General features: G+C 69.3%; 22 protein-coding genes. 10 read left to right on the top strand and 12 right to left on the bottom strand.

The window, feature by feature from the left end:
- The first annotated feature begins 2 nt into the window (after positions 1-2).
- The gene (locus tag ACTWQN_RS25655; RefSeq protein WP_443206123.1) at positions 3-479 is read left to right on the top strand and encodes a (2Fe-2S)-binding protein; all 477 of its coding nucleotides are present in this window, start codon (positions 3-5) and stop codon (positions 477-479) included.
- Positions 480-704: 225 nt separating this feature from the next.
- On the top strand, positions 705-2,486 hold the full coding sequence (locus tag ACTWQN_RS25650; protein WP_443206122.1) for a hydroxysqualene dehydroxylase: 1,782 nt from the start codon (positions 705-707) through the stop codon (positions 2,484-2,486).
- Between the two features lie 47 nt (positions 2,487-2,533).
- On the opposite strand, the gene ACTWQN_RS25645 is transcribed toward ACTWQN_RS25650, so the two are convergent.
- Entirely contained in the window at positions 2,534-2,956 is a 423-nt protein-coding gene (locus ACTWQN_RS25645) for a MarR family transcriptional regulator (RefSeq protein ID WP_443206121.1), read from the bottom strand.
- Positions 2,957-3,049: 93 nt separating this feature from the next.
- Here ACTWQN_RS25645 and ACTWQN_RS25640 point away from each other — a divergent pair, with 93 nt between their 5' ends.
- Together ACTWQN_RS25640 and ACTWQN_RS25635 are read left to right on the top strand one after the other, a co-directional pair.
- Complete coding sequence (locus tag ACTWQN_RS25640) at positions 3,050-4,126, top strand: substrate-binding domain-containing protein (RefSeq protein ID WP_443206120.1); 1,077 nt, start codon at positions 3,050-3,052, stop codon at positions 4,124-4,126.
- A 235-nt stretch (positions 4,127-4,361) separates the two neighbouring features.
- Positions 4,362-5,390, top strand: a complete 1,029-nt coding sequence (locus ACTWQN_RS25635; RefSeq protein ID WP_443206119.1) for an aliphatic amidase — start codon at positions 4,362-4,364, stop codon at positions 5,388-5,390.
- Here the strand turns inward: ACTWQN_RS25635 and ACTWQN_RS25630 are convergent.
- The 3 genes from ACTWQN_RS25630 to ACTWQN_RS25620 form a co-directional block, all read right to left on the bottom strand.
- Complete coding sequence (locus tag ACTWQN_RS25630; protein WP_443206118.1) at positions 5,367-6,047, bottom strand: TetR/AcrR family transcriptional regulator; 681 nt, start codon at positions 6,045-6,047, stop codon at positions 5,367-5,369. The two genes, ACTWQN_RS25635 and ACTWQN_RS25630, sit on opposite strands and share 24 nt — an antisense overlap.
- 78 nt (positions 6,048-6,125) lie before the next feature.
- Positions 6,126-6,659 (bottom strand): cupin domain-containing protein, encoded by a 534-nt coding sequence (locus ACTWQN_RS25625; RefSeq protein ID WP_443206117.1) that lies wholly within the window; start codon positions 6,657-6,659, stop codon positions 6,126-6,128.
- Between the two features lie 293 nt (positions 6,660-6,952).
- Complete coding sequence (locus ACTWQN_RS25620) at positions 6,953-7,930, bottom strand: LCP family protein (RefSeq protein WP_443206116.1); 978 nt, start codon at positions 7,928-7,930, stop codon at positions 6,953-6,955.
- Between the two features lie 138 nt (positions 7,931-8,068).
- Here ACTWQN_RS25620 and ACTWQN_RS25615 point away from each other — a divergent pair, with 138 nt between their 5' ends.
- The 3 genes from ACTWQN_RS25615 to ACTWQN_RS25605 all read left to right on the top strand — a co-directional run bounded on the left by ACTWQN_RS25615 (position 8,069) and on the right by ACTWQN_RS25605 (position 10,844).
- Entirely contained in the window at positions 8,069-8,425 is a 357-nt protein-coding gene (locus ACTWQN_RS25615; RefSeq protein WP_443206115.1) for a hypothetical protein, read from the top strand.
- A gap of 15 nt (positions 8,426-8,440) precedes the next feature.
- Entirely contained in the window at positions 8,441-10,534 is a 2,094-nt protein-coding gene (locus tag ACTWQN_RS25610; protein ID WP_443206114.1) for a bifunctional polysaccharide deacetylase/glycosyltransferase family 2 protein, read from the top strand.
- A gap of 67 nt (positions 10,535-10,601) precedes the next feature.
- The gene (locus ACTWQN_RS25605; protein ID WP_443206113.1) at positions 10,602-10,844 is read left to right on the top strand and encodes a DUF2630 family protein; all 243 of its coding nucleotides are present in this window, start codon (positions 10,602-10,604) and stop codon (positions 10,842-10,844) included.
- A 168-nt stretch (positions 10,845-11,012) separates the two neighbouring features.
- Here ACTWQN_RS25605 and ACTWQN_RS25600 read toward each other — a convergent pair whose 3' ends face one another.
- The 3 genes from ACTWQN_RS25600 to ACTWQN_RS25590 form a co-directional block, all read right to left on the bottom strand.
- On the bottom strand, positions 11,013-12,107 hold the full coding sequence (locus ACTWQN_RS25600) for an NAD(P)/FAD-dependent oxidoreductase (RefSeq protein WP_443206112.1): 1,095 nt from the start codon (positions 12,105-12,107) through the stop codon (positions 11,013-11,015).
- Between the two features lie 107 nt (positions 12,108-12,214).
- A complete protein-coding gene (locus ACTWQN_RS25595; protein WP_443206111.1) occupies positions 12,215-12,697 on the bottom strand; it encodes a MarR family winged helix-turn-helix transcriptional regulator in 483 nt (160 codons plus the stop codon).
- 189 nt (positions 12,698-12,886) lie between these two features.
- The gene (locus ACTWQN_RS25590) at positions 12,887-13,009 is read right to left on the bottom strand and encodes a hypothetical protein (protein ID WP_443206110.1); all 123 of its coding nucleotides are present in this window, start codon (positions 13,007-13,009) and stop codon (positions 12,887-12,889) included.
- A gap of 101 nt (positions 13,010-13,110) precedes the next feature.
- On the opposite strand from ACTWQN_RS25590, the gene ACTWQN_RS25585 reads away from it, so the two are divergent.
- Entirely contained in the window at positions 13,111-14,286 is a 1,176-nt protein-coding gene (locus tag ACTWQN_RS25585) for an ImmA/IrrE family metallo-endopeptidase (protein WP_443206109.1), read from the top strand.
- Between the two features lie 226 nt (positions 14,287-14,512).
- Here ACTWQN_RS25585 and ACTWQN_RS25580 read toward each other — a convergent pair whose 3' ends face one another.
- Both ACTWQN_RS25580 and ACTWQN_RS25575 read right to left on the bottom strand, forming a co-directional pair.
- The gene (locus tag ACTWQN_RS25580; RefSeq protein ID WP_443206108.1) at positions 14,513-15,277 is read right to left on the bottom strand and encodes a hypothetical protein; all 765 of its coding nucleotides are present in this window, start codon (positions 15,275-15,277) and stop codon (positions 14,513-14,515) included.
- Positions 15,278-15,295: 18 nt separating this feature from the next.
- The gene (locus ACTWQN_RS25575) at positions 15,296-16,675 is read right to left on the bottom strand and encodes a PD-(D/E)XK nuclease family protein (protein ID WP_443206107.1); all 1,380 of its coding nucleotides are present in this window, start codon (positions 16,673-16,675) and stop codon (positions 15,296-15,298) included.
- A 375-nt stretch (positions 16,676-17,050) separates the two neighbouring features.
- On the opposite strand from ACTWQN_RS25575, the gene ACTWQN_RS25570 reads away from it, so the two are divergent.
- Together ACTWQN_RS25570 and ACTWQN_RS25565 are read left to right on the top strand one after the other, a co-directional pair.
- The gene (locus tag ACTWQN_RS25570) at positions 17,051-19,003 is read left to right on the top strand and encodes a hydantoinase/oxoprolinase family protein (RefSeq protein WP_443206106.1); all 1,953 of its coding nucleotides are present in this window, start codon (positions 17,051-17,053) and stop codon (positions 19,001-19,003) included.
- Positions 19,000-20,559 carry a hydantoinase B/oxoprolinase family protein gene (locus tag ACTWQN_RS25565; RefSeq protein WP_443206105.1) on the top strand — a complete coding sequence of 520 codons (1,560 nt, stop codon included), beginning with the start codon at positions 19,000-19,002 and terminating at the stop codon, positions 20,557-20,559. The genes ACTWQN_RS25570 and ACTWQN_RS25565 overlap by 4 nt, the downstream gene beginning before the upstream one ends.
- A gap of 150 nt (positions 20,560-20,709) precedes the next feature.
- On the opposite strand, the gene ACTWQN_RS25560 is transcribed toward ACTWQN_RS25565, so the two are convergent.
- The 3 genes from ACTWQN_RS25560 to ACTWQN_RS25550 all read right to left on the bottom strand — a co-directional run bounded on the left by ACTWQN_RS25560 (position 20,710) and on the right by ACTWQN_RS25550 (position 23,774).
- Positions 20,710-21,648: a LysR family transcriptional regulator gene (locus ACTWQN_RS25560; RefSeq protein WP_443206104.1), complete on the bottom strand. Its 939-nt coding sequence runs from the start codon at positions 21,646-21,648 to the stop codon at positions 20,710-20,712.
- Positions 21,649-21,745: 97 nt separating this feature from the next.
- The gene (locus ACTWQN_RS25555) at positions 21,746-23,179 is read right to left on the bottom strand and encodes an Nramp family divalent metal transporter (protein WP_443206103.1); all 1,434 of its coding nucleotides are present in this window, start codon (positions 23,177-23,179) and stop codon (positions 21,746-21,748) included.
- A gap of 91 nt (positions 23,180-23,270) precedes the next feature.
- A complete protein-coding gene (locus ACTWQN_RS25550) occupies positions 23,271-23,774 on the bottom strand; it encodes a 2,4'-dihydroxyacetophenone dioxygenase family protein (RefSeq protein WP_443206102.1) in 504 nt (167 codons plus the stop codon).
- Positions 23,775-24,033 lie beyond the last annotated feature (259 nt).

The following is a 24,033-nucleotide window of genomic DNA, read 5'->3' as shown; positions in this document are numbered from 1 at the left end:
CCGTGCCCGAGCACACCTTTCGACTCAACGGCAAGCAGGTCACCGTCGACGTCGCCGACGACGTCCGGCTGCTGTGGGTGCTGCGCGACGTGCTCGGTGTCACCGGGCCGAAGTACGGCTGCGGCATCAACGTCTGCAAGGCCTGCACCAGCCACCACAACGGCAGGGCGTTCAACCCGTGCTCGGTGCAGGTCAAGGACATCGAGCCCACCGACGAGGTGACCACCATCGAGGGGCTGGCGGCCACCGTCGGCGAGGAGCTGCACCCGATGCAGCAGGCCTGGTTGGACCACGACGTGGCGCAGTGCGGCTACTGCCAGCCGGGCCAGATCATGGCGGCCGTGGCGAAGGTCCGGCAGGCCGCCGACCAAGGCCGCGAGATCACTGACGCCGACATCGACGAGATCCGAAACATCTGCCGCTGCGGCACCTACTTCCGCATCCGCGAAGCGATCAAGGACGGCGCCCGGAACATGTGACCGTTGCGGTTCGTCGAGGTCACGATGGGGTGATTCTGGGTCGCCCATCGAGTCGGGTTCACTGTGGACACTTCGAGTCCACTGATCCCGATCACTCCCTTGCTCCGCAAATGTGCTGGTAACAAACGATTTTCGCACCCCCACCCCGGACCGGTCGGCGGTCGAGCGGAATCGTGGTTGGGCTAGGTTCCACCGGGTCGTTGATCGATGATCGAGGTGGTGGGGATGGACGCGCACAAGCCCAGCCGTCGGGCGTTCCTGGCGGGCGCCGCGGCAGGCCTGGCCGGGATGGGACTGCCGGGCCCAGCATCGGCCGCTGGACGCGCTACCGGTCCCGCGGTCGCGGTGCTCGGTGCCGGGATCGCCGGATTGACCGCGGCCCACGAACTCGCCGAGCGCGGCTTCTCGGTCACCGTCTACGAGCGCCGTGCGCTCGGTGGCAAGGCACGCAGCATCCCGGTGCCCGGTACCGGCCGGGACGGTCGGCGGGATCTGCCGGGCGAGCACGGCTTCCGGATCTTCTTCGGCTTCTACCGCGACCTCCCGGACACCCTGCGCCGCATCCCGTTCCCGGGAAACCCCGGCGGGGTGCACGACAACCTGGTCGACGCCAGCGAAATGCTGCTGGCCCACCCCGGCGGACGCGCCGATCTGCACGTGCCGTGGTCGGTCAGCGGGACGGCCACGGGCTTGCTCGATCAGCTGTCGCCGAACGTGCTGCTGGAACAGCTGCGGGCGCTCGTCGAGTCCACCTTCCACCTGCCGCCCGACGAGGCGCTGTTCTTCGCCCGGCGGATGCTGGTCTACCTGACCAGCTGCGAACAGCGTCGCCTCGGGCAGTGGGAGCACACGTCCTGGCCCGACTTCCTCCGCGCGGTCGGAAAATCCCACGACTACCAGCGGATCCTGGTCTCCGGGCCGACCCGGGTGCTCAGCTCGACCAAGACCGCGGACGCCAGCGCGCACACCGTGGGGGTGGTGCTGGAGGCACTGCTGTTCAACGTCCTCGGACGCGGCAACGACGGTGCACCGGACCGGGTGCTGGGCGCCCCCACCAACGAAGCGCTGATCGACCCGTGGGAACGGCACCTGCGCGATCTCGGGGTGCAGTTCCGCATCGGGTGGTCGGTCGAGGACCTGGTGCTCGAAGGCGGCCGGATCTCGGGCGCTCGGGTCCGCGACCCGCACGGTCGCAGCCAGCTGGTCGGCGCGGACTTCTTCGTCTGCGCATTGCCCGTCGAGCACGCCCAGCGGGTGTGGAACGAAGGTGTGCGGGCCGCCGACCCGCAGTTGCGCGCGGCGGCGACGCTGGACACGGAGTGGATGGTGGGCCTGCAGTTCTACCTGGACCGCCGCACGCCGATCGCGCACGGCCACGCGTTCTACGTCGACTCGCCGTGGGCGCTGACCTCGATCAGCCAAGCCGGTTTCTGGCCCGGCCGCGACTTCTCCGCCGACTACGGCGACGGCCGCGTCGCGGACTGCCTGTCGGTGATCATCTCCGAGTGGGATGCGCCGGGGGTCCTGTTCGGCAAACCGGCGAAGGAGCTGACCGCGGAGCAGGTCGCCCAGGAAGCGTGGGAGCAGATCAAGCGGCACCTCAACGACTCCGGCCAAGCCGTGCTCGACGACAGCTCGCTGGTGTCCTGGTTCCTGGACCCGGGTGTGACCGGGCTCGGTGGACCGCAGCCGCACAACGCCGACGAACTGGTCGTGCATCCGGTCGGTTCTTGGCACCGGCGTCCCGCCGCGCGCACGGCGATCCCGAACTTCTTCCTGGCTGGCGACTACGTGGCGGTGCCGATCAACGGGGCCTCCATGGAGGGCGCGAACACGGCGGCGCGGATGGCGGTGAACGCACTGCTGGACGCGGCCGGATCGGACGCGCCCCGCGCAGTGGTCCACGACCTGTACCGCGCGCCCGAGTTCGAACTGCTCAAAACAGAGGACCAGCTGCAATACCAGCTCGGCCTGCCGAACCTGTTCGACGTAGACCCGCAAGGGTGAAGGGTGAGGGGCACAAGTAACTGGGGCACGGGTGCCCCTCACCCCGGTCACCGCTCGGCGAGGTGGTGGAGGGTTTCGAGGAGGTTGGGGTTGGTTTTTAGGGTGTGGAGGAGGTTTTGTTCTAGTTCGGCGACCTTGGGGGCTATTCGGCGGTGGGTTGCTTGGCCTCGGCGGCTCAGGTGGACCAGGATCTTGCGGCGGTCGGTCTGGTCGACTTCGCGGTACAGCAGCGCGGTCGTGACCAGCCGGTCCACCACCCGGGTCAGCGTCGGTCCGGTGGTCGTGGTGCGTTCCGCGAGGTCGGCCATCGCCAGACCGCCTTCCGCGGCCAGGGTTTCCACCACCAGCCACTGGTCGAAGGTCAGGCCCTCCGGCTTGAGCACCTGCTCGACGCTCGCGGTCACCGCACGGGCCGCCCTGGTCAGCGCGCGGGTCAGCGCCGGACCCGCGGCGACGTTGCCTGCTGCCATGCTCTCCGATCCTCGCTCTTGCGCAAACCTGCCTGAATCGTAAAACTTCCGGGTGGAAGCAATCGAGCGAACCCGGCCGTTTCCGGAGCCCGTATGACATTCGGCTCAGCGGTCCGCGAACGCGCCGCGCGATGGCGCGTGGCCATGGTGATTCCGCTGCAGGGCCCGGCCGGGCTGTTCGGCCCGTCCTGCGAGGCGATCATCGAACTCGCGGTGCGCGAGATCAACGAGCGCGGCGGCGTCCTCGGCCGCGAGGTGACCGCGGAGGTCGTCGACGGCGGCGCGCCGCCGCACGAGGTCGCCGAGGCGGTCCGGCGGCTGGTCGCCGACGGCGCGATCGACGCGGTCAGCGGCTGGCACATCTCCTCGGTGCGGAATGCGATCGCCCCGGTGGTGGCCGACCGCGTGCCCTACGTCTACACCTCGCTATACGAAGGCGGCGAGCGGCGCGCTGGCATCTTCTGCTGCGGCGAGACACCGCGTTTCCAGATCGCCCCGGCCCTGCGGTGGCTGCGCGACAACATGGGCGTCCGCCGCTGGTTCGTGGTGGGTGATGACTACGTGTGGCCGCACGGCTCGACCGCGGCCGTCCGCGACTTCGCGCACGAGCTGGACCTGCGGATCGTCGGCGAGACGTTCGTCGGCCTGGGCTCCGGCGACATGCGGCGGGTGACCCGGCAGGTGGCCGCCGCCCGGTGCGACGGGGTGCTGATGTTGCTCGTCGGCCAGGACGCGGTGCGGTTCAACCGCGCTTTCGCCGCCCAGGGCTTGCACGACCGGCTGGTGCGCTTCAGCCCGCTGATGGAGGAGAGCATGCTGCTGGCCAGCGGCGCGGCAGCGACCCGGAACCTCTTCGTCGCGGCGGGGTACTTCCGGTCGCTGGCCACCGCGGACGCGATCGACCTGCTCGGCTCGTACGTCCGGTTGCACGGTCCGAGCGCGCCACCGCTGAACAATGCGGCCGAATCCTGCTACGAAGGCCTGCGCACCTTGGCGAAGCTCGCGCACCGGGCCGGTTCGCCCGGCCTGGCCGAGTTCAACGCCGCGATCGACGGCACCGCATACCGCGGACCGCGCGGCACCGTCGAGTTCCACGACCACCAGGCGGCCCAGCACGTCCACCTGGCCGTCGCCGACGGCTACGACTTCGACATCATCACCCGGCTTTGAGCGTGGGCTGGGCTGAGCGGGAGAGCTGGCGATTTCGCGCGAAATCGCCGCTTCCGTTGGGCGGCGGGGCCGGTTTCGCGCGAAATCGCCGCTGAGTAACCCCTCCGTCGCGGCGTCGCTCGGGCGACCGACCACAGGTTGACGTCCGCGACATGCGCACTTATTTTCATTCGAAATAATTTCATCAGGAATCAACTGGTGACCGAGCGGATCAGGCCGATCGAGGAGGCAGCTGATGCGACACGGAGACATCTCCGCCAGTCCGGACACCGTTGGCGTCGCGGTGGTCAACTACAAGATGCCGCGCCTGCACACCAAGGCCGAGGTGCTGGCCAACGCGCGGCAGATCGCCGAGATGGTGGTCGGCATGAAGACCGGGCTGCCCGGCATGGATCTGGTCGTGTTCCCGGAGTACTCGACCCAGGGCATCATGTACGACCCGGGCGAGATGTTCGCGACCGCGGCGACGATTCCCGGCGAGGAAACCGAAATCTTCGCCGCGGCCTGCCGAGGGGCCCAGACCTGGGGAGTTTTCTCCATCACCGGCGAACGGCACGAGGAACACCCGGACAAGCCGCCCTACAACACGCTGGTGCTGATCAACGACCGCGGCGAGATCGTCCAGAAGTACCGCAAGATCCTGCCCTGGTGCCCCATCGAGGGCTGGTACCCGGGCGACACGACCTACGTCACCGACGGCCCCAAGGGCATGAAGATCTCCCTGATCATCTGCGACGACGGCAACTACCCGGAGATCTGGCGGGACTGCGCGATGAAGGGCGCCGAGCTGGTGGTGCGCTGCCAGGGCTACATGTACCCGGCCAAGGACCAGCAGGTGTTGATGGCCAAGGCGATGGCGTGGGCGAACAACTGCTACGTCGCGGTCGCGAACGCCGCCGGTTTCGACGGCGTCTACTCCTACTTCGGCCACTCCTCGATCATCGGCTTCGACGGTCGCACGCTCGGCGAAACCGGTGAGGAGGAGTACGGCATCCAGTACGCGCAGCTGTCGATCTCGGCGATCCGCGACGCGCGCCGCCACGACCAGTCCCAGAACCACCTGTTCAAGCTGCTGCACCGCGGATACTCCGGCGTGCACGCCGCCGGGGACGGCGACAAGGGCGTCGCGGACTGCCCGTTCGACTTCTACCGGACGTGGGTGACCGATCCCGAACGAGCGCAGAAGGACGTGGAGGCGATCACCCGCGACACGATCGGCGTCAAGGACTGCCCGGTCGGTTCACTGCCGATCGACGAGACCTGATCGCTCCCGCGATCGGCGAGCGCGGGGTTTCTCGGTGGCCGGTGCGTAAAGCCGCAGGAACGTGCGCACCCCGCTGGTGATGATCTCGTCGGCTTCCGCGGCGGGCATCGGGATCGCGCCGTAGAAGGTCCGCTGGAGCACCGAGGTGACGGTGAGCAGGTTCAAGTGGCGCGCGGCCTGCTCGTCGTCATCGATCACGAGCAGACCGCGATCGGCGAGGCCGCGGAGGTACGGGGCCAGCCGCACGTGCGCCGACTGCGGACCCGCCGCCAGCCATTTCTCCAGCACCGGCGGCGGAATTCGGGTCACCTCCGCTTCCAAGGCCCGGACCAGCGCGAAGTGGTCGGGGAACTGGGTCACGGTGGCGACCCGGTCCCGGCTGAAGGCGACCAGGTCCTCCTCCAGATCCACGATCTTGCGCAGGTGCAGCTCCATCTGCCGCGCGATGGAGTCGGTGACCTCCTGCGCGCCCTCCAGCGCCACGGACAGGAACAGCTGCTCCTTGTCGGCGAAGTGGTTGTAGATGGTGCGTTTGGACACCTGCGCTTCGGCGGCGATCGCGTCCACGCTGGCTCGGGTGTACCCGTCTCGCCCGAACACCTTGCGCGCGGCACGTTCGATGGCCCGGCGCTTCTCCGGTCGGCCGGTCGGTGACACCGGAGCCTCCTTCCTCAGGACTGCACTGCTCGGTGCAGTCTGGTCAGCGGCGGATCTGGAGCAGCTCGGTTCGCGGGTTCAGTCCCCCGCCTTGGGATCGACCCGGAGGTCGGTGAAGTAGCTGTCGTGCGCGATGAAGAACTCCGCCCGTTCCGCTTCCCCCATCGCCACGATGCGCCCGACTCCTTCGAAGTACTCCTCGCGGGGCGCGCCGGGGGCGAACAGCATCAGGAACGACGTCGGCTCGCCCGACTCGTTGCAGAACGCGTGCAACCCGCCCGCCGGGACGTGCAGGAAATCGCCCTTGGTCGCATCGCGCCACCGCACCCCGTCGTACACCCGCAGCGAACCGTCGGTGACGAAGAACGACTCGGACATCGAGCGGTGGAAGTGGGTTCCCGTCCCGGCGCCCGGTGCCAGGTCGACCACGTGGTAGAGCCCGAACTCGCCGTCGGTGGCGATGTCGTGCTCCCGCCCGGTGGGCTGGCCGGTGGCCAGGTAGTAGGTCCTGGTGCCCGACGGGTTCACCAACTCCGGGGCGGCGTCGGCCGCCCGGAAGGACGCGCTGATCTCACCGGTCTCGCCGTGGTACCGATCCGGCGGGTATGACATGGCAACCTCCTCGACTCGCACCTCGGATCTCGATTCGAAAAGTACACCGAGCAGTGCATTAACTCAACTACACAGTGCAGTGCACTTTCGAGTACGCAGTGCAGTGCACTTTCGAACGCGAGCCACGGCGATGCCGCTGGCACGACTTCACGAGAAGTTCACCTCCGCCTGAGACGGTGCGATTTCTCGCGGAATCGCCACGTCCCCGACACGCGCAACCCCGTTCCGGCTACGCGCGGTGACGAAGAGCTCGGTTGCCTGGTGTCACACGATCCACTTCGGACTGCGAGAGCTCACGGTGCGGCGGTGAGCGCCGCAGGAGGTATCGGCCGGTCCTGGCCGAGGGCGGTGAACAGTTCCGCCGCTTTCTCCCGGTCCCACCGCAAAGCCGCGCCGACACCAGGGACTTCGATGCCACCGCTGGTCGGGACGGTCGCCGTGACCAGCCCCTCCCCCGCGCTGCTCGCCTGGTAGCCGAGCCGACCGAGGTCGTCGAGGTGGTCGTGGTCGGAAACCGTTACCGCGGCGGCGAATCGCCACGTCATGGGCACCGAGCGCAGCGGGTTGAGCAGCACGCCCCGGCTGGTCGCCTTGTGCACCAGGGCGGTGAGGAACTCCCGCTGGTGTTCGGCGCGTTCCAGGTCGCCGCGTTCGAAGGCGCGGGTGCGCACGAAACCGAGCGCCTGCGCGCCGGTCAACTGCTGGCAACCGGGCGGCAGCGTCAGGTTGATCTTCGGGTCGTGGATCGCCTGCGGCAGGCACATCTGCACCCCGCCGACCGCGTCGACCACCCCGGCGAAGCCACCGAGCCCGATCTCCAGGTAGTGGTCGATGTGCAGGCCGGTCGCTTCCTCGACGGTCCGGGACAGCAGCGTCGGACCGCCGTAGGAGTAGGCCGCGTTGAGCTTGTTCGGGCCATAGCCGTAGATCGGCAGCAGCGAGTCGCGCGGCAGGCTGACCAGCGTCGGGGTACCCCGACCGGCCGGAATGTGCAGCAGCATCACGGTGTCGGTGCGCGCACCGGCCGCTTCCGCGGCGTCACCGGTGACCAAATCCTGTTCCTGCTGCGCGGAAAGCCCGGTACGGCTGTCCGACCCGACCAGCAGCCAGTTCGTGCCGCGCGCCGCCTCGATACGACCGCCGTAGTCGGTGAACGCGGGCACCCTGCCCAGCGTGAAGTCCGCGTACAGCACCGCACCCCCGACCAGCAGGAGCAGGGTTGCGAGGGTCAGCGACAGCAGTCGGGTGGTGCGCCGCCAGAAAGTTCTCACTGACTGTGTTCACTCCCGCGATCAAGTGACTCGCACGCACCCCCGACACCAGCGCGCCTTGGACCAAAGTGATCGTAACGTTATCGTACTGTGCCTCGACCCCAACCGTTCGAGTGACCGACGACAACCGGAGTAGTGATGTCCAGCCGAGACCGCCAGCGACCCCGTAGCGGCTCGAAAGAAGTCCACGCCAGACACCGACGCCGCACCGGCTCCGGACTGGTCGTCCACACCGGACGCTCCGGACGAACCGGGCGGCGCGGGGCGGTCGCCCTCAGCGTCACTCCTGATCGGCGGCTTCGGCGGATGCACTACGCCGCGGATCCGATCTTCGTCGACCGCAGCGGGCGTCGCCGCCGCGTGTTCCGGCGGTTCGCCCTGGCCGCCAGCATCGTGCTCGCCTGCCTCGGGCTGTTCCTCGCCGCCGCGATGCTCAACTCGCGCGCCCCGGCCCCACCGCTGCCCGCCACCCCGAATGCGAGCCCGAATCCCTGACCAGGCAGGAACGCTTTGCCACGCCGCTCCCCGATTCCCCGAACTCCCCGAGCGCACTGGTTGCTGCTCGGCTTGGTGCTGCTCGCGCTGTGCGGCCTGCTCTCGCTGGACGCGCTGCTGCGCGCGGACGTGCCCAGCACCCCGAGCGGGACCAGGCAGTTCGTCCCGCAGTCCGCGTTCTCCAGCGGATCGGTGATCGATCCGCGCGAACCGACGGTGCAGCACCCACCACCCCGCAGCCTGGCGCTGACCTTCGTCGACGGACCGGATCCACAGTGGACACCTGCGGTGCTGGACGCGCTGGCCAGGCACGGGGTGCGCGCCACGTTCTTCGTCACCGGCGCGCAGGCCGCCAAGCACCCGGAACTCATCCGCCGGATCGTCGAGGCCGGGCACGAGATCGGCAACCGCACGCTGACCCGCGCCGATCTGCGACAGGCTGGCGACCTGCGGGTGCGGTTGGAACTGCAGGCGACCGATCTCGCGCTGGCCGGAGCCGCCGGGATCACCACCAACCTCGTCCAGCCGCCGGAGACGACCACCGGATCGCTGGACTACGCGGCGTGGAAGGCGGTGCTGCGGATCGGCAACCACGGTCGCCAGGTGGTGCTGGCCGACCTGGACTCGCAGGACTGGCGGCAGCCCGGTGTCGACGCCGTGCTGGCGAACTCGACGCCCCGCGACGACCGCGGTGCGGTGCTGCTGATGCACGACACCGCGGGTCCGGACACCGTCGAGGCACTGGACCGGCTGTTGCCCGACTTGCAGCGCCGCGGCTGGCGGGTCGACTCGGTCGGCGGCACGTTCCACGTGTCCGCGACGATGAACGAGGCTCGGATCATCGACCGCGTCGGCGGCACGCTGTTCGTTTCCGCCGTCCAACTGTCGGCCTGGCTGAGCGACGCACTGCGGGTGCTGCTCTGGGTGGCGACCGCACTCGCCACGCTGCGCCTCGTGTTCGTGCTGCTGGTCGCGCCGCTGCACGTGCGGCGGGCGCGCAGGTGGGAGCCGCCGTGGCAGATCAGCCAGCGCGTCGGCGTGATCGTCCCGGCCTACAACGAAGAAGCTGGTATCGCGAGCACGGTGCGGTCGATCCTCTCCTCCGAGCACCCGGTGGAAGTGATCGTGGTCGACGACGGCTCCACGGATCGGACCGCCGAGATCGTCGAACGGTTGCAGCAGCGGTTCGCGCACGTTCGCCTGATCCGGCAACCGAACGCGGGCAAGGCGGCAGCGCTCAACACCGGCATGGCGGCGGCGAACTCGGAACTGCTGGTCATGGTGGACGGTGACACGGTGCTCGAACCCGATGCGGTGGGGCACCTCGTCGCGCACTTCACCGATCCGGTGATCGGCGCGGTGTCCGGCAACGTCAAGGTCGGCAACCGCCGCAGCCTGCTCGCCCGCTGGCAGCACATCGAGTACGTGATCGGGTTCAACTTGGATCGCCGCGTCTACGACCTGCTGCACTGCACGCCGACCGTGCCCGGTGCGCTCGGTGCTTTCCGGCGGTCGGCGATCGAACGGATCGGTGGGGTCAGCGATGACACGCTCGCCGAGGACACCGACCTGACGATGGCCCTGGAACGGGACGGGTGGCGGGTGGTCTACGAGGAGCGGGCGATCTCGTGGACCGAGGCGCCCACCACCTACGGCCAGCTGTGGAAGCAGCGCTACCGGTGGTGCTACGGCACGTTGCAGGCCGCCTGGAAGCACCGGCATGCGGTCGTCGAGCGCGGCGCGGCCGGTCGACTCGGTCGACTCGGTCTGCCCTACCTGCTGGTCTTCCAAGTGCTGCTGCAGGTGATCGCGCCGGTGGTCGACGTGACCGCGTTCTTCGCGCTGTTCACCGAGGACGCCGCGACGGTCGCCACGACCTGGCTGGGATTCCTGCTGCTGCAAGCGGTTCCCGGGGTGATCGCTTTCCGGTTGGACGGCGAGCGGTTGCGGCCGCTGCTGACGTTGCCGTTGCAGCAGATCGTGTACCGGCAGTTGATGTACTTGATCGTGGTGCAGTCGGTGATCACCGCGTTGGCCGGAGCCCGTTTGCCGTGGCAGAAGCTGGAACGCCGCGGGCGGATCGGCCCGGTCCCGGCGACGCGGCGGTGACCGGCGAGGAGGACGCCGCTGTGCTTCCCTGGTGATGGGTAGCCGACCACGCGCGAGGGGGATCGACATGGCCGACGAGGACATCCTGGGCCTGATCGACGAGCTCATCGACGAAGAGCACCGGCTGCGCGCCACCGCTGCCGGGCAGGGCTTGGACTCCGCACAGCTCGCCCGGCTGCGCGATCTCGAAGTGAGCCTCGACCAGTGCTGGGATCTGCTGCGGCAGCGCCGCGCTCGCGCGGAGTTCCAGGACAGCACCGGATCAACGACCCCGCGCCCATCCGACGAAGTCGGCCGCTACCTGCAATGACTTCCGGCCAACCGGGTTAGCGCTAGGCGTTTGAGGTCCTGCGTTCCGCCGCTGGATGCGAAGAGGACGCGCCGGGTTTACCGCACGGCCCGGTCAGTTCCTCGACCCACTGGCCGACGGAATCGCTGATCCAGCGGCCGGTCGGTGCTGCGCTCGCCGGTTGCGGGATCAGGCTGCGGTGGGGCCGAACTGCTCAGTGAAGCGGCCGGTGAACAGGTCGGTGCCCTTGTACTCGGAGACCGTCGTGGCCGGGATGGCTGCCGGGCCATCGGGGGTGGGCATTTGGCCGACACCGCCGCGCGATCCGAGCGGGAGCAGGATCGCCGGGTGGGACTCGGGCCGGTAGGTGGCCGTGGGCTGCTCGCCGCGGAGTTGGGCGGTGATGTTCTGCGCCACGACCTCGGCGTGCCGCATCGCGTGCGCGGCCATCTTGGCCTCCGGGACATCGGTTATGTCGCCGACCGCGTAGACGTGGTCGTGCCCGTGGACGTTGAGGGTTTCGGTGACGGGGACCTGCCCCTGCGGTGTGCGGGTCGTGAGCCGACCGTCACCGAGGTAGTCGCTGTTGACCCGCGCGCCGAAGGCCCGGAACCAGATGTCGGCGGTGATCTCGTCGCGGCTGGTGGTGGTGACGGTGAAGGTCTCAGCCCGACCGGGCTCGGTCGTCGGTGGCGCGGTCAGGCCGGTGCCCAGCCGCAGCTGGATGTCCAGTTCGTCGAGCTGGCGGTGCAGATCCTGGCGCATCTCCGATTCGAAGGCGGGTAGCAGCTGCTCGGCCGGGTCGACGATGGTCACGTGCTTGTGCGGCCAGACCTCCTTGATCTCTCCGGCCAATTCCAAGCCGACCGGCCCGGCGCCGAGGATCAACACCCGCTCGGCGTCGACCAGTTCCTGGTGGGTCCGGCGGAGGTCGTTCAGCGCCTCGCTGGTGGAGTCGGCGTTCGGATTGGCCGGGTAGGCGTAGTTGGAACCGGTGGCCAGCACCAGGTAGGCCGCCTCAACGCGCCGACCCGATGCCAGGGTGGCGCCGCCGGGGTCCACCGAGACCGCGCGCTCGCGAATCACCGTGCCCCGCGTGAGCAGCGTGTCGAAGGGGAAGAACATGTTGCCCGCCCAATCGGGCCGGGTCAGCGCCCGCAGCGACCCCGCCGCGTTCACGAACGCGTCCCGGGGATCGATGAGCGCGACGTCGGCCTCGGCCTCCAGCGCCTTGGCGACCGCCGCGCCCCCATAACCTCCGCCGATGACCACAACCGCACTCAAGATCCCACACTCCCGAAGACAACGAAATTAGAGTTCGTGCCACGAACCATACTAGTTCGTGACACGAACTGCAATCCGCTCTCCCACGGGACGTGCGATCCCGTTTTTTACCGCCTACGAGCGGCGGGGGCTCCTTCGTTCAGTTCCAGGAAGACCACCGGAACCTCGTTGTCCAGCACGACGCGGCCGAGCAACCCGGCGAGCGCGTCCCGCTCGACGGCACTGAGTCCCGCCGACAGCTTCTCGACCCGTCGAGAGGTCTCGGCGTAGAACTCCGCTGCCAGACTGCTGCCCTGCGCAGTGAGCGCGACCTGCACCGAACGCGTGTCCCGCGGGTCTGGTTCGCGGCGGACCAGACCGTTGCGCTCGGTGCGGTCCACCAGGCCGGTGATGCTGGACTTGGCCAGCCCCAGCGTCGCGCCCAATTCGCCCATCCCGTGCGGCTGCGCCATCAGCACGCACAGCAGATGTCCCTGCTGCGGCGTGATGCCGTGCTCCCGACTCGACTCGGCGTACACGGCATCCACCAAGAACGCCGACCGCACCAGCGCGGCCGCCATCCCGATCCGGCCATCGCCCTGCTCACCCATTCGTTCAGCATAACAGCCCCGCACTCAACAATTCGCGAGACGAACTGTCCGGCTCGCGCATGGAACGGCGCAATTAGCTGCACCAACGGTGTGCATCGAAGGGATTGCCATCGATCATCTGGCCAGCTCGGGACGCACCGTGCGCGGCAACCTACCGCTCACGACGAGCCGTGAGTCCTCAGTGGACGATCAGGTCGATGGCCGGGTGTTGACGGAGAACTCCGCGCCGAACGGGTCGGGGATGGTGGCGAACCGGCCGTAGATCATGTCATCGATCCGAACGGGTGACTTTCCTTCACCTGGACCGAACACACGTTCTAAAATGGTCGGTAGCTGTGCGGATGTGCCTGGAACTGGGGTGGGCGGCAAGCCAGGGCGCTAGCCTGTCGGCAGCGTGCGATGTAGGGGGAAACATGTCGAGCGCGGATGGCTCCCCGATGCGCGGGGAACGCTTGCGGCAGTTGCTGACGGCAGACGGTACGGCCCTCGACGAGGTGTACCGCAGCGTCGAACTGACCCCCCACACCGGTTGGCTGGCCGAGGTGCTGGCCGATCGCCGGGCCCCGACCACGTCGGAGCTGGCCCGGCTGTCGGTGCACACCGAGATCCCGTTGGCCGTGCTGACCGGAGCGACGGAGCCGCGGGCCAACCTCGGCGTGGCGCTGCGGTCCGGACTCGTCGAATTCGATGTTGAAGAACAGGTCCACTTGCGCCACGCACAACGCCTGCTCGACCGCCTGCGCCTGCTGACCTCCTGGTACGGCGCGGAAGCCGCGGGCCGAGCCGCACGGGCCGAGCTGGCACGCCGGGCCTGCAACCACACGCCGTACCCGCCGGAAGCGGCTCGGCGGACGGCGCAGAACCTGCGATCGATCCTCGGCATCGCCGACGGTGCCCCGATCGGTGATCTGACGGAGATCCTCGAATCGATCGGCGTTCCGGTCGTCGTGCTGCCGCTTCCGCCGAACGTGCACGGCATGACGGTGCACGACGAATGCGGCGACGACTGGCGATCAGTGGTCCTCATCAGCTCGCGCGACCGGTGGACCCGGCAACGCTTCACCCTCGCGCACGAACTGGCGCACGTGCTCTTCCGAGACCGCCGAACGGTCATCATCGAGCGGGGCGACGAGGTCGACGAGTCCGATGCCCAGGAATGGCGGGCCGAATGCTTCGCCGGGCGGTTCCTCGCACCCGAGGCCGCCGTGCGCAACTGGTGGAACGCGGCGCGGCGGGACGTCGGCGACCGCGTTGCGCTGGCGCGGTTCATGCTGCACTTCGGCCTGAGCCGCGCGGCGGCCATCCGGACGCTCCGGGGCGCTATCGGCAATCGCGACTTCACGCATCTCGCGCACGATCCGCGACGGGTCACCGACTTGATGGAGCTGGCCGGACTGGGCGAGGACTGGCGCGCGGCCGGAGCCGACGAGTCCGAGCCCGCCGCATCGCCCTGGCTGTTGTCCATGTCGCTGGACGCCTACCGCGACGGGCTCGTTTCCGCCGAGGTCGTCGCGGATGTCCTCGGCGACCCCGACGTCACGGCAGTGGAGCGCGACCTGATCGACCAGGGCTGGGCACCGTCGTCCTGAGCACCTGTCTTTGATCTTGATTTTGAAGCGGCGCAGCCGCTTAGCCCACTCTCGCAACCGGCACCGCCGCGGGTTCTCAGACTCTGCCCACTGGCGTTCTCTGCGAGGCCTGCCACGACGTGGTGTATCGGACATACATGAGTCGGGGATCCCGGAGACGAGACGGCGTCTGAGGTTCCGCCACCCGAACCGCCACGCAAAACAAGTTCGAAGACAAGCTCTGGGCTCAGCAGCCGACGCAGACTGTGCAACCGTCGGCCGCCGCCTGGCAGGAAAGATCCGCTTCGCCCTGCGGGCGAGCGACAGCGGGCACGCCGGTTATCCGATTCGCCTGCTCGAACAGGGCGAACGCCTCCTCGGCGCGATACGTCGCGGTGCACACGAGTTCGTTCAGCAAGTGGCCGAAATGCCTGGTGTGGACCTGCCGACTGTGTGCGACGCGGCTGGCGCCGCCGTCGTTGGTGGCGAAGACCACCCGCGCGCCGCCAGCCATTTCCCGCAGGCAGCACACGATGGCCGACGCTTCGCCCCCGTGCTTCTCCCGAACCTGCGGGGACGCGGGCTCGCGGGTCCGAACGGCTTCCAGCTGGCGGAGCTGTTGCAGGACCGATTCGAACTGCCAGACATCCCCCGGTTGCAGTTCATCGACCGACACGGCACCGCTGTCGATGAACATTCGGGTGGCTTCCTCGGCCGCCTCCTGCACCCCCGGCTTGCTCGTGGGATTCGTCGCCCGGTGCCGCACCTCGGTCACGATCACGTCGGTGGTGTGCAGCCGATCTCGGTAATGCCGAATCACGTGACCACCGCACACCGCATCCACCGCGGCGGCGAACAGCACCCCGGTGTCCAGGTGGTAGACGGCGTCTTCCCAGCCGCGCCGGGGAACTTCCGTGCTGAACCGGGGATTGCGCCGTCGTCGCGGTCGCGCCGGTGGCACCTTCTGCTGGCGCGGCCTGGACGGTGCACCGGGTTCGTCTTGCGCTGCCATGGTCAGTCCCGATGCCGATCAGAACGGCGCGCCGTCGACCGGCGCATCCGCGGCGCTGTCCGGACACCAGCGCCGCACCGAGCAGCGCTTGCACCGCGCCCCGGGGCGCGTCTGCCATTCCCGGTCGTCCAGCCACTCACCGGTCAGGTTCCGGATTCGCGAGCGGGCCAGGGTCATGACCAGTTCGTCGTCGGTGCCGTACCGGAAGATCCGCGCGCCTCGCGGGGTCACGACCTCCAACTGCACCTCGCCGCGCGCCGCGCCGAACCGCCGCGCCACACCGTGTTGGAGCATCAGCAGATTCATCGCCACCGCCGGATATTTCTCGCGCGCGTCGTCATCGGTCTCGGGTAGTCGGGCTTCGGTGGTCTTGACCTCGTGGAAGACCAGCGTGTCGCCGCGACGCAGCACCATGTCCGGCTTCGCCACCGCGACGACGTCGCTGATCGCATCGAATCCGTGCACGTTCCGCTCGATCTCGACGACGCTGGTGGCCGCCTCCGCCAGCGGGCACACCTGGAGGTGCGCCTTGAGGAACGGCAGCGCGATCGCGCAGTCGTCCCGGCTCAGCACCCCCTCGGCCAAGCCGAGACGTCCGGACTCGGGTTCGGGCAGATCTGCTGCGGTGCAGGGCGTTTCGCGCCGGTGGGCGAGCTTCAGCCACTCGTGCACCACATTTCCGCGATGGATCGCCGGGGTGCCGTCGTCGGCGCCCGGTAGTTTCGCGACCGACCGCAGGTACCACTGGGCGGGGCACTCCTCGTAGCTGAGCAGTTCGTGCATGGCGATCGAGCGCGTCCACCGACCCGCGTGGTCCTGCTGGAGGACTTCGGGAACCGGCACGAGTTCCGGGCAGACCGCGGTGGCTTGGCAATCCCCGCAACCGACTCCGGGCGCGGTCCGCGATCCGAGCACCACATCGTTGGCGGCGTCGCGACCGCCGTCTTCGTACCGGGCCTCGACCTGCTCCGGAGTGAGCCCGGTCAGCAGCGGTTTCTCGATCCCGTCGGCCAAACCCAACTCGACCACGTGAATCCGGTGCGCTTCGACCTCGCCGGTGGCCTGCACCGCGACCTTGGCCGCGATGCTCGCCCACGGCGTCAGCTCGTCGCGGGCCCGGCCCATCCGCAGGCGCCGGATCTCCCGATCACCGGCGGCCGACTCGTACATCGGCCCCCACGCGCCGAGCCGCGCGTTCTGCTTGAGCGGAACGACCGTCCACACGCCGAGATAGCGCAGCGGGCCCAATTCCTGCTCGCGCGACTCGTGGTAGTCGAAGTACTGCTGCAACGCGTGCTCGACGAAACAGCGCAACCCGTCGTGCACCTGCCCCAAAGCCCCGGTTGCGGCCGCCAAGGCCTCGTCCAGGGGCCGACCACGACGGAGCTCGGTGTGCACGGACCCAAGCGCGCGCACGAAGGGGTCGAGTCCGAACGGACCCTTCCGGAGCCGCCAGTTCGTCGCTTCCACCCGGGCACCGAGACGGGACTTCAGCGCCCTGCGCAGGCCGCATCCATCGTCATCGGCATCTGATGCGGTAACCCGTACCTGGGACGACACGATCTGCACCGCAACGCGGGGCTGCCAGGCCAAGCTTCCCCCTCGCCAAAGATCAACGGCAGCAACCTAGAGCATCCGCACCGTCGGGGGAAGGCGATCGGTCGAGATCAGCCGTATGCAGTAGCTGACATGCGATCGGGCGCAGATCGCTGCCCGGTCGAGCGGACTGCCGGGTTTGCCCGGCTGCGCGATGATGGGCCTCGGGTGACGGGAATGTCGGGGCAAGCCGAAGCGTGTGCCGGGGTGGACGTCGGAGGCACGTTCACCGACGTCGTCGTGCACGCCCCCGGGCACCGGCCGAAGGCCGTCAAGGTGCCGACCACCCCGGCCAACCAGGCCGAAGGGGTGCAGCGCGGGGTCACCGAGAGCCTGCCCGGCGGCCCGCTCCGCCTGCTGCCGCACGGCAGCACCACCGCCACCAACGCCGTGCTGGAACGCAAGATCGCCCGCACCGCGTTCGTCACCACCGACGGGTTCACCGACATCCTGCAGATCGCCCGGCAGAACCGGCCCGCGCTCTACGACCTGACCGCGACCAGGCCGGATCCGCTGGTCCCGCACGAGCAGGTGGTCACCGTCGCCGAGCGGATGAGCCCGCAGGGCGAGGCGATCATCGCGCTCACCGACGCCGAGATCGACCGGGTGGTGGCCGCGGTCCGGCGCCTGGAGCCGGAGTCGATCGCGGTGAGCCTGCTGTTCTCGTACGCCTGCGACGACCACGAACGTCGACTGTGCGCGGCGCTGGCCGACCTGGGGGTGCCGATCACCCGCTCCAGCGCGCTGCTGCCGGAGTTCCGGGAGTTCGAGCGCGCGTCGACCTGCGTGCTCAACGCGGCCATCGAGCCGGTGATGCGCCGCTACCTGTCCAATCTGACCTCCCGGTTGCCCGAACCGACGATCACCGTGATGACCTCCAGCGGCGGGACCGCGGGCGTGGACTTCGCCGCCACGGCACCGGTGCACACGCTGCTGTCCGGCCCGGCCGCCGGTGTGGTGGCGGCCGGAGCGGTCGCGCGCTCCGCCGGTTTCGGCGATGCGATCGCCTTCGACATGGGCGGCACGTCCACCGATGTGTGCCTGATCCGCGAGGGCCGTCCGGAGGTGTCCACGTCGTCGGAGATCGCCGGGCTGCCGTTTCGCACCCCGGCCGTCGGGATACACACCGTGGGCGCCGGTGGCGGATCGATCGCGTGGGTGGACACCGGCGGAGCCCTGCGGGTCGGTCCGCATTCGGCCGGGGCCGATCCCGGCCCCGCCTGCTACGGCCTCGGCGGCGAGCAGCCCACGGTGACCGACGCGCACTGCGCGCTGGGACACCTGGATCCGGCCCGCGAGCTCGGCGGCGGCCTGCGGCTGGACGCCGACGCCGCCCACCGCGCGCTGGCCGCGCTGCCGGAATCCGCCGCCGGAGTGCTGTCGGTGGTCCGGGCGACGATGGCGCGGGCGCTGCGCAAGGTCAGCACCGAACGCGGTGTCGACCCCGCCGGGTTGGCCCTGGTCGCCTACGGCGGTGCGGGGCCGCTGCACGCGACCGCGCTGGCCCGGGAGCTCGGCTGCCCGGCCGTGGTGGTGCCGCCCGCGCCCGGTGTGCTCAGCGCGCTCGGGCTGCTGCTGGCGCCACCGCGCTTCGAGACGTCCCGAACGGTGCTGGCGGATGCCACCGAGGACCTGTCCTCGGCCTGGCTCGAACTGGCCACCGAGGCCCATCGCGAACTGGAAAAACAAGGGGTCACGACGGAGATCTCACTGTCCAAGGTGGCCGATGTGCGCTATGCGGGCCAATCCCACGAGCTGCGGATCGACGTCGCGGAACAAGCCGACATCGCCGAACTGCTGCACACCGCGCACCGCGAGTCGTACGGGTACGCCATGCGGGACGAGGAGGTGGAGGTGGTCACGTTGCGGGTCATCGCGCAGGGCGAGCCGATCCTGCCGGAACCACCGAAGGATTGGGACCAGGGGCAGCCGGAACGCAAGCCGGACCGCGAGATCGGCATCGGCGACCGGATGGTGCGGGCGCGGATCGTGTCGCGGGCGGCGCTGCGGTCGGGTGAAGAAGTCGCCGGTCCGGCGCTGATCGAGCAGCCGGACACCACGACCCTGCTGGCCGCCGACGAACTGGCCACAGTGGACGAATCCGGGAACCTGGTGGTGCGCCTGACATGACGGAGCTGTCCGCGGTCGAACTGGAGGTATTCCGCCACGCCCTGGCCGGAGTCGCCGACGAGATGGGCGTGGCCCTGCGCCGCGCCGCCTACTCCCCCAACATCAAGGAACGCGCCGACTGCTCGGCCGCGGTGTTCGACGCCGACGGCGAGATGGTCGCGCAGGCCGAGCACATCCCGGTGCACCTGGGCGCGATGCCCGCCAGCGTCCGCGCCGTGCTGGACACCTTCGGGCGGCTCGAACCGGGCGAGCAGGTCTGCGTCAACGACCCGTACCTGGGCGGCACCCACCTGCCGGATCTGACGATCGTCGCCGCCGTCGGCTACGGCGGCCGACTGCTCGGTTACGTGGCCAACCGCGCCCACCACTCCGACGTCGCCGGTGCCGCACCCGGCTCGATGCCCGCGTCGGCCACCGAGATCGCGATGGAAGGCGTCCGGATCCCGCCGATCCGCATCGCCGACGCCAGCGGCGAGCGCGAAGACGTGGTCCGGTTGATCGCGGCCAACTCCCGGACCCCGGGAGAACGCCGCGGCGACCTGCGGGCCCAGTTCGCGGCCAACCACGTCGGCGCGGTGCGGATGCGCGAACTGGCCGGTCGGATGGGCTCGCAGCGGCTGCGCGCGGCGATGGCCGCGGTGTGCGACTACTCCGACCGCCGGGTGCGCGCGGCGATCCGCGAAATACCCGACGGCTGCTACCGCAACGAGGACGTGCTGGAGATCGGCGACGGGGTGGCGATCCGGGCGGCGGTGACGGTGTCCGGCGACGAAGTGGTGGTCGACTTCGACGGCAGCGCCCGGCAGATCCCGGTGAACTGCAACGCGGTGTTCGCGGTGACCCTGTCGGCGTCGATGTTCGTCTTCCGGATGCTCACCGATCCGGACGCGCCGCCCAACGCCGGGTGCTACCGGTCGCTGCACGTCGAAGCACCGGAGGGCACGGTGGTGAACCCGACGTTCCCGGCCCCGACCGCGGCGGGCAACGTCGAGACCAGCCAGCGCATCGTGGACGTGCTGCTCGGCGCGTTCGCCCAGGCGATCCCCGAGCGCGTCCCGGCGGCGAGCCAGGGCACCATGAACAACCTGCTCATCGGCGGCAGCGACCCGGCCTTCAGCTACTACGAGACGCTCGGCGGCGGCGAGGGCGGCACCCCGACGCGCTCCGGCATGTCCGGCGTGCACACCGGCATGACCAACACCCAGAACACCCCGGCGGAGGCGGTGGAACTCGACTACCCGCTGCGGGTGTGGCGCTACGAACTCCGCCCGTCCTCTGGCGGCGACGGGCGGCATCCGGGCGGCGACGGCCTGGTGCGCGAGATCGAGGCACTCGCGGACTGCACCCTCACCATCCAGTCCGAACGCCGCTACCACGCACCGTGGGGCGCCCAGGGCGGCCAGCCGGGCGCGGTGGGCCGCAACATCCTGATCCAGGCGGACGGCACCGAGCGGAACCTATCGGCCAAGGGCACCTGGCCGCTGCGCCGAGGCGACCGAGTCCGCATCGAAACCCCAGGTGGCGGCGGCTGGGGAAGTCCCGCGAAGCTGACTTGAGCGCTACCGTAGTAAGTGCCGACCGGGCGCCCCGCGCTGGCACGTGGAGCCTCCGAACCCCCGGCCCGGCGGGGCCTCCGACCCAAGCGGCCGGAGGCTTCCGCCCACCTGGCTGGAGCCGCAGCGCGACTTCGGCGCCCGCGACCCCGGTTAGGGGGTTAGTTGGGTGAAGTCTGGGGGTGGGGCTTCGGTTACCAGGGTTTGGATGGCTTCTTGGGCCTTCGTCGGGGTTCGGTCCTTCCGCCACCACAGCGCTACCTCGCGGCCCTGGGTCACGTCGCTGATCGGGACCAGGCGGACTCCCGCGGTGTTCGCCATGACCATCGCCAGCGCGTTGGTCACGCCCACCGCGATCCCCTTGCGCACCAGGGCCACCAGGGTTTGCGGCTGGTTGGTGCGGAAGATGACGTTGGGCACCAGGCCCGCCTGTTCGAACACCAGGTTCGCCTCGAAGTGGTCGTTCGCGCGATCGGTGTTCTCCCCTATCGTGATCAGCGGCTTCGCCGCCAACTCCGCCAGTCGCAGGGCACCCGCCGACGAGTCGCCGCCCGGCACCACCGCCACCAGCGGCTCCCGCCACAACGGCTGGAAGGTCAGAGTCTCGCTGGCCGTCACCGGCAGCACCGGGCGGATCGCCAGGTCGACGTCGCCGGAGATCAGCGCCGCCTCCAGCTCAAGCGTCGCGCCCTCCCACGGCACCAGCTCGATACCCGGGAACCGCTGCGCACTGCACTCGAACAGGAACGGGAACAGGTGCGCCGCCGCGCTCGGATAGGCACCCAGGCGCACCCGGCCGCGCACCCGCTGAGCAGCGTGCCCGGCCTCCTCGGTGGCGGCCTGCAGGTGCCGCAGGATGCCGCGGGCGTGCGACAGCAGTGCACGGCCGTCGGCGGTGAGCGCCACCGGGTGCTGCGAGCGGTCGAACAGCCGCACGCCCAACGCTCGTTCCAGCTCCGCGACATGGGTGCTGATCCGCGACTGCGACCGGTACAGCGCGTGCGCGGCAGCCGAGAAACCGCCGTGTTCCACCACGGAGACGAAGCTGACGAACCAGTCGAGGCGGTAGCGGTAAGCCTCGTTGGCCTTCACCGCCACCACCTCGTGGCCCGCCGCGCGCTGGGTGCTCTCATGTCCGCCATCCGTCCGATCGCCGTTGGTCGGACAGATGATGGCAGCAGGCTCCCGGTCAGCCGAACAGCTTGTCCAGCTGCTGCTGCACCGTCAGCACCGCGAGCACCCCGAACAGCAGGATCGACCAGACCAGCGCCGCCAACCGGTACCCGCGGACCCGGATCGCGCTGGGCAGCATCTTGCGGTTGATGGCGATCAGCAGGCCGGAGTAGATGAACATCATCACCCCGCCGACGCAGGCCGCGATGGTGGCCAGCAGCAACGGCTGACCCAGTCCGGCGGCGACCACCACAGCGCCGATGACCACCAGGCCCCACACCAGCGCGGCGTACATCTTGCTCTCGGAGACGTTCGGGAAGTAGGTCGTCTTCAGCACGTCGGCGGCCAACCGACTGGTGTAGTCGACGACGCCCAGGGCCGCCGCGAACAGCGAGAACGCGCCGATGACCCAGAAGAAGTAGCCGAACCAGCCCCCGGCCATCGCCATCATCCGCTCGCCCTCGACCCGCAGGAACGACACGTCGTTGGACACGTCCTCGCCGAAGACGGTGGCGTAGGCCAGCAGGGACATGAACATGATGGACAGGAAGGTGATGGCGACGAAGGTGAGCCCCTGCTCCTTGTTGGCGAACCGCCACCACGCCCGCCAGCGGGTCAGGTTCTCCTCGGTGGCCGGGAAGATGAACCCGGCCTGGCCGCGGGCCTCCATTTCGCCGGTCAGCGGCGAAACGATCTTCGGGATGTAGCGGCCCATGCCGAATCCCTTGTCGCGGATCCAGTTGCTCTGCACCAGGTTCTGCCCACCACCGGCCCCGGCGAAGGCCAGCGCGCCCATCAGCACGGCGAACCCGAGTTCGGCGGCGGGGAATCGCGGCTGGGTGACGATGCTGGGCAGCGCCGCCCAGGTGTTGGCGCCGAGGACGAACAGCGAACCGATCAGGATGAGCAGCAGGATGGCTGCGACCTTGACCATCTGCGCTCGTTCCAGCGCGGTGTAGACGGCGGGCGCCAGGGTCAGGATCAGCGCCACGATCACGAGGATCACCACGGAGACCACCGCGACGTTGCCGCCGACCACGTAGGTCACCAGCGTCGCCGAACTGGTCGCCCAGGCCGGCCAGATGTTCGCGAAGTAGGCCATGATCGCGAACACCAGGCCCCAGTGCTTCCACAGCCTGCTGAAGCCGGTGACCGCGGTTTCCCCGGTGGCCAGGGTGTACCGCTCGATCTCCATGTTCAGGAAGTACTGCGTCAGCAACCCGAGCAGGGCCGCCCAGACGAACGCCAGGCCGACCTGCGAGGTGATGTACGGGAACAGGATGAACTCGCCGCTGGCCAGGCCGACCCCTGCGGCGACCACGCCTGGGCCGATCAGGCGCCACTGGTTCGCGGGCGGCTCCGGCAAGTCGCGCACCTGCGGCGGCGGGATGTACTTGTCGGGAAACGCCTTCGCCGGATCGGACGGGATCGCTTCATAGCGCTCGGCCATCTGGGCACCCTCGTTCGTGGCTTGCCAGCCTGTTCGGGACAGCTAGCCGATCACGAGGCGCCGGGCCACCTCGGGGCGGCCCGGCGGTGGCTCAACGCACGAACTGGTCGACGAAATCGCCGCCGAGTCCAACCTTCTCGTAGTGCGCGCGGCACATCTCGATCTTGGTGAACACGTCTTCGTAACCCACCTGGTGACCGGCCTCGTCAAGGTAGATCATCGCACCGGAGATGTTGAAGAACGTGATCATTTCGTCGCAATCGTCGGGAACCGCGAGGGTGTGGATCTCCCCCGGCGGCTCGTAGACGTAGTGCCCGGTCTCGGCGACCCACGGGTGTTCGTAGTAGTGCCACTTGCCCTTGATCACGTAGCCGTGCACCGCGCCCGGGTGGCGGTGCCGCGACACGATGCCGGACTTGGTCACCCACAACAGGTTGCACCACTGGCCGACCACGGTGTTGAACATCAGCGGCCGGAACCAGACGTCCGGTGCCTGCGGCACCCACACCCGGTCGTCCTCGGGCACCGCCGCGATCGCCATCTCCGGCGGGATCGACGGCGACGGCAGCACCCGCAGCTGGTCATCGGATGACATGCGCTCACTCCTAACTGGGTTCGGCGTTCGTCAGAACTTGTTGTTTTTTGAAGCGGCGCAGCCGCTTGGCCCACCCTCGCGACCGGCGCCGCCGCGGGTTCTCGGACTGTGCCCACTGGCGTTCCCGGGGATGCCTGCCTCGACGGAACACATGATGTCGGGATCCCGGACCGAGACGCCGTCTGAGTGCCTGTCCTCGAAATGGCTGTGTCGGGCCGACCGCCTCGGAGGGGGTGGGCGCTTTGGCGCGCAAACGCCC

This window comes from Saccharopolyspora antiqui (assembly GCF_052246905.1).
Lineage (GTDB): Bacteria > Actinomycetota > Actinomycetes > Mycobacteriales > Pseudonocardiaceae > Saccharopolyspora.
The sequence above is the reverse complement of the archived record's forward strand: the minus strand, read 5'-3'. Positions and strand labels throughout refer to the sequence as shown.

Excerpts from the sequence above, each read along its gene's own strand:
- ACTWQN_RS25650 (WP_443206122.1), top strand. The coding sequence starts at position 705 with ATGGACGCGCACAAGCCCAGCCGTCGGGCGTTCCTGGCGGGCGCCGCG.
- ACTWQN_RS25645 (WP_443206121.1), bottom strand. The coding sequence starts at position 2,956 with ATGGCAGCAGGCAACGTCGCCGCGGGTCCGGCGCTGACCCGCGCGCTG.
- ACTWQN_RS25640 (WP_443206120.1), top strand. The coding sequence starts at position 3,050 with ATGACATTCGGCTCAGCGGTCCGCGAACGCGCCGCGCGATGGCGCGTG.
- ACTWQN_RS25635 (WP_443206119.1), top strand. The coding sequence starts at position 4,362 with ATGCGACACGGAGACATCTCCGCCAGTCCGGACACCGTTGGCGTCGCG.
- ACTWQN_RS25625 (WP_443206117.1), bottom strand. The coding sequence starts at position 6,659 with ATGTCATACCCGCCGGATCGGTACCACGGCGAGACCGGTGAGATCAGC.
- ACTWQN_RS25615 (WP_443206115.1), top strand. The coding sequence starts at position 8,069 with ATGTCCAGCCGAGACCGCCAGCGACCCCGTAGCGGCTCGAAAGAAGTC.
- ACTWQN_RS25605 (WP_443206113.1), top strand. The coding sequence starts at position 10,602 with ATGGCCGACGAGGACATCCTGGGCCTGATCGACGAGCTCATCGACGAA.
- ACTWQN_RS25595 (WP_443206111.1), bottom strand. The coding sequence starts at position 12,697 with ATGGGTGAGCAGGGCGATGGCCGGATCGGGATGGCGGCCGCGCTGGTG.
- ACTWQN_RS25585 (WP_443206109.1), top strand. The coding sequence starts at position 13,111 with ATGTCGAGCGCGGATGGCTCCCCGATGCGCGGGGAACGCTTGCGGCAG.
- ACTWQN_RS25580 (WP_443206108.1), bottom strand. The coding sequence starts at position 15,277 with ATGGCAGCGCAAGACGAACCCGGTGCACCGTCCAGGCCGCGCCAGCAG.
- ACTWQN_RS25570 (WP_443206106.1), top strand. The coding sequence starts at position 17,051 with ATGTCGGGGCAAGCCGAAGCGTGTGCCGGGGTGGACGTCGGAGGCACG.
- ACTWQN_RS25565 (WP_443206105.1), top strand. The coding sequence starts at position 19,000 with ATGACGGAGCTGTCCGCGGTCGAACTGGAGGTATTCCGCCACGCCCTG.
- ACTWQN_RS25555 (WP_443206103.1), bottom strand. The coding sequence starts at position 23,179 with ATGGCCGAGCGCTATGAAGCGATCCCGTCCGATCCGGCGAAGGCGTTT.
- ACTWQN_RS25550 (WP_443206102.1), bottom strand. The coding sequence starts at position 23,774 with ATGTCATCCGATGACCAGCTGCGGGTGCTGCCGTCGCCGTCGATCCCG.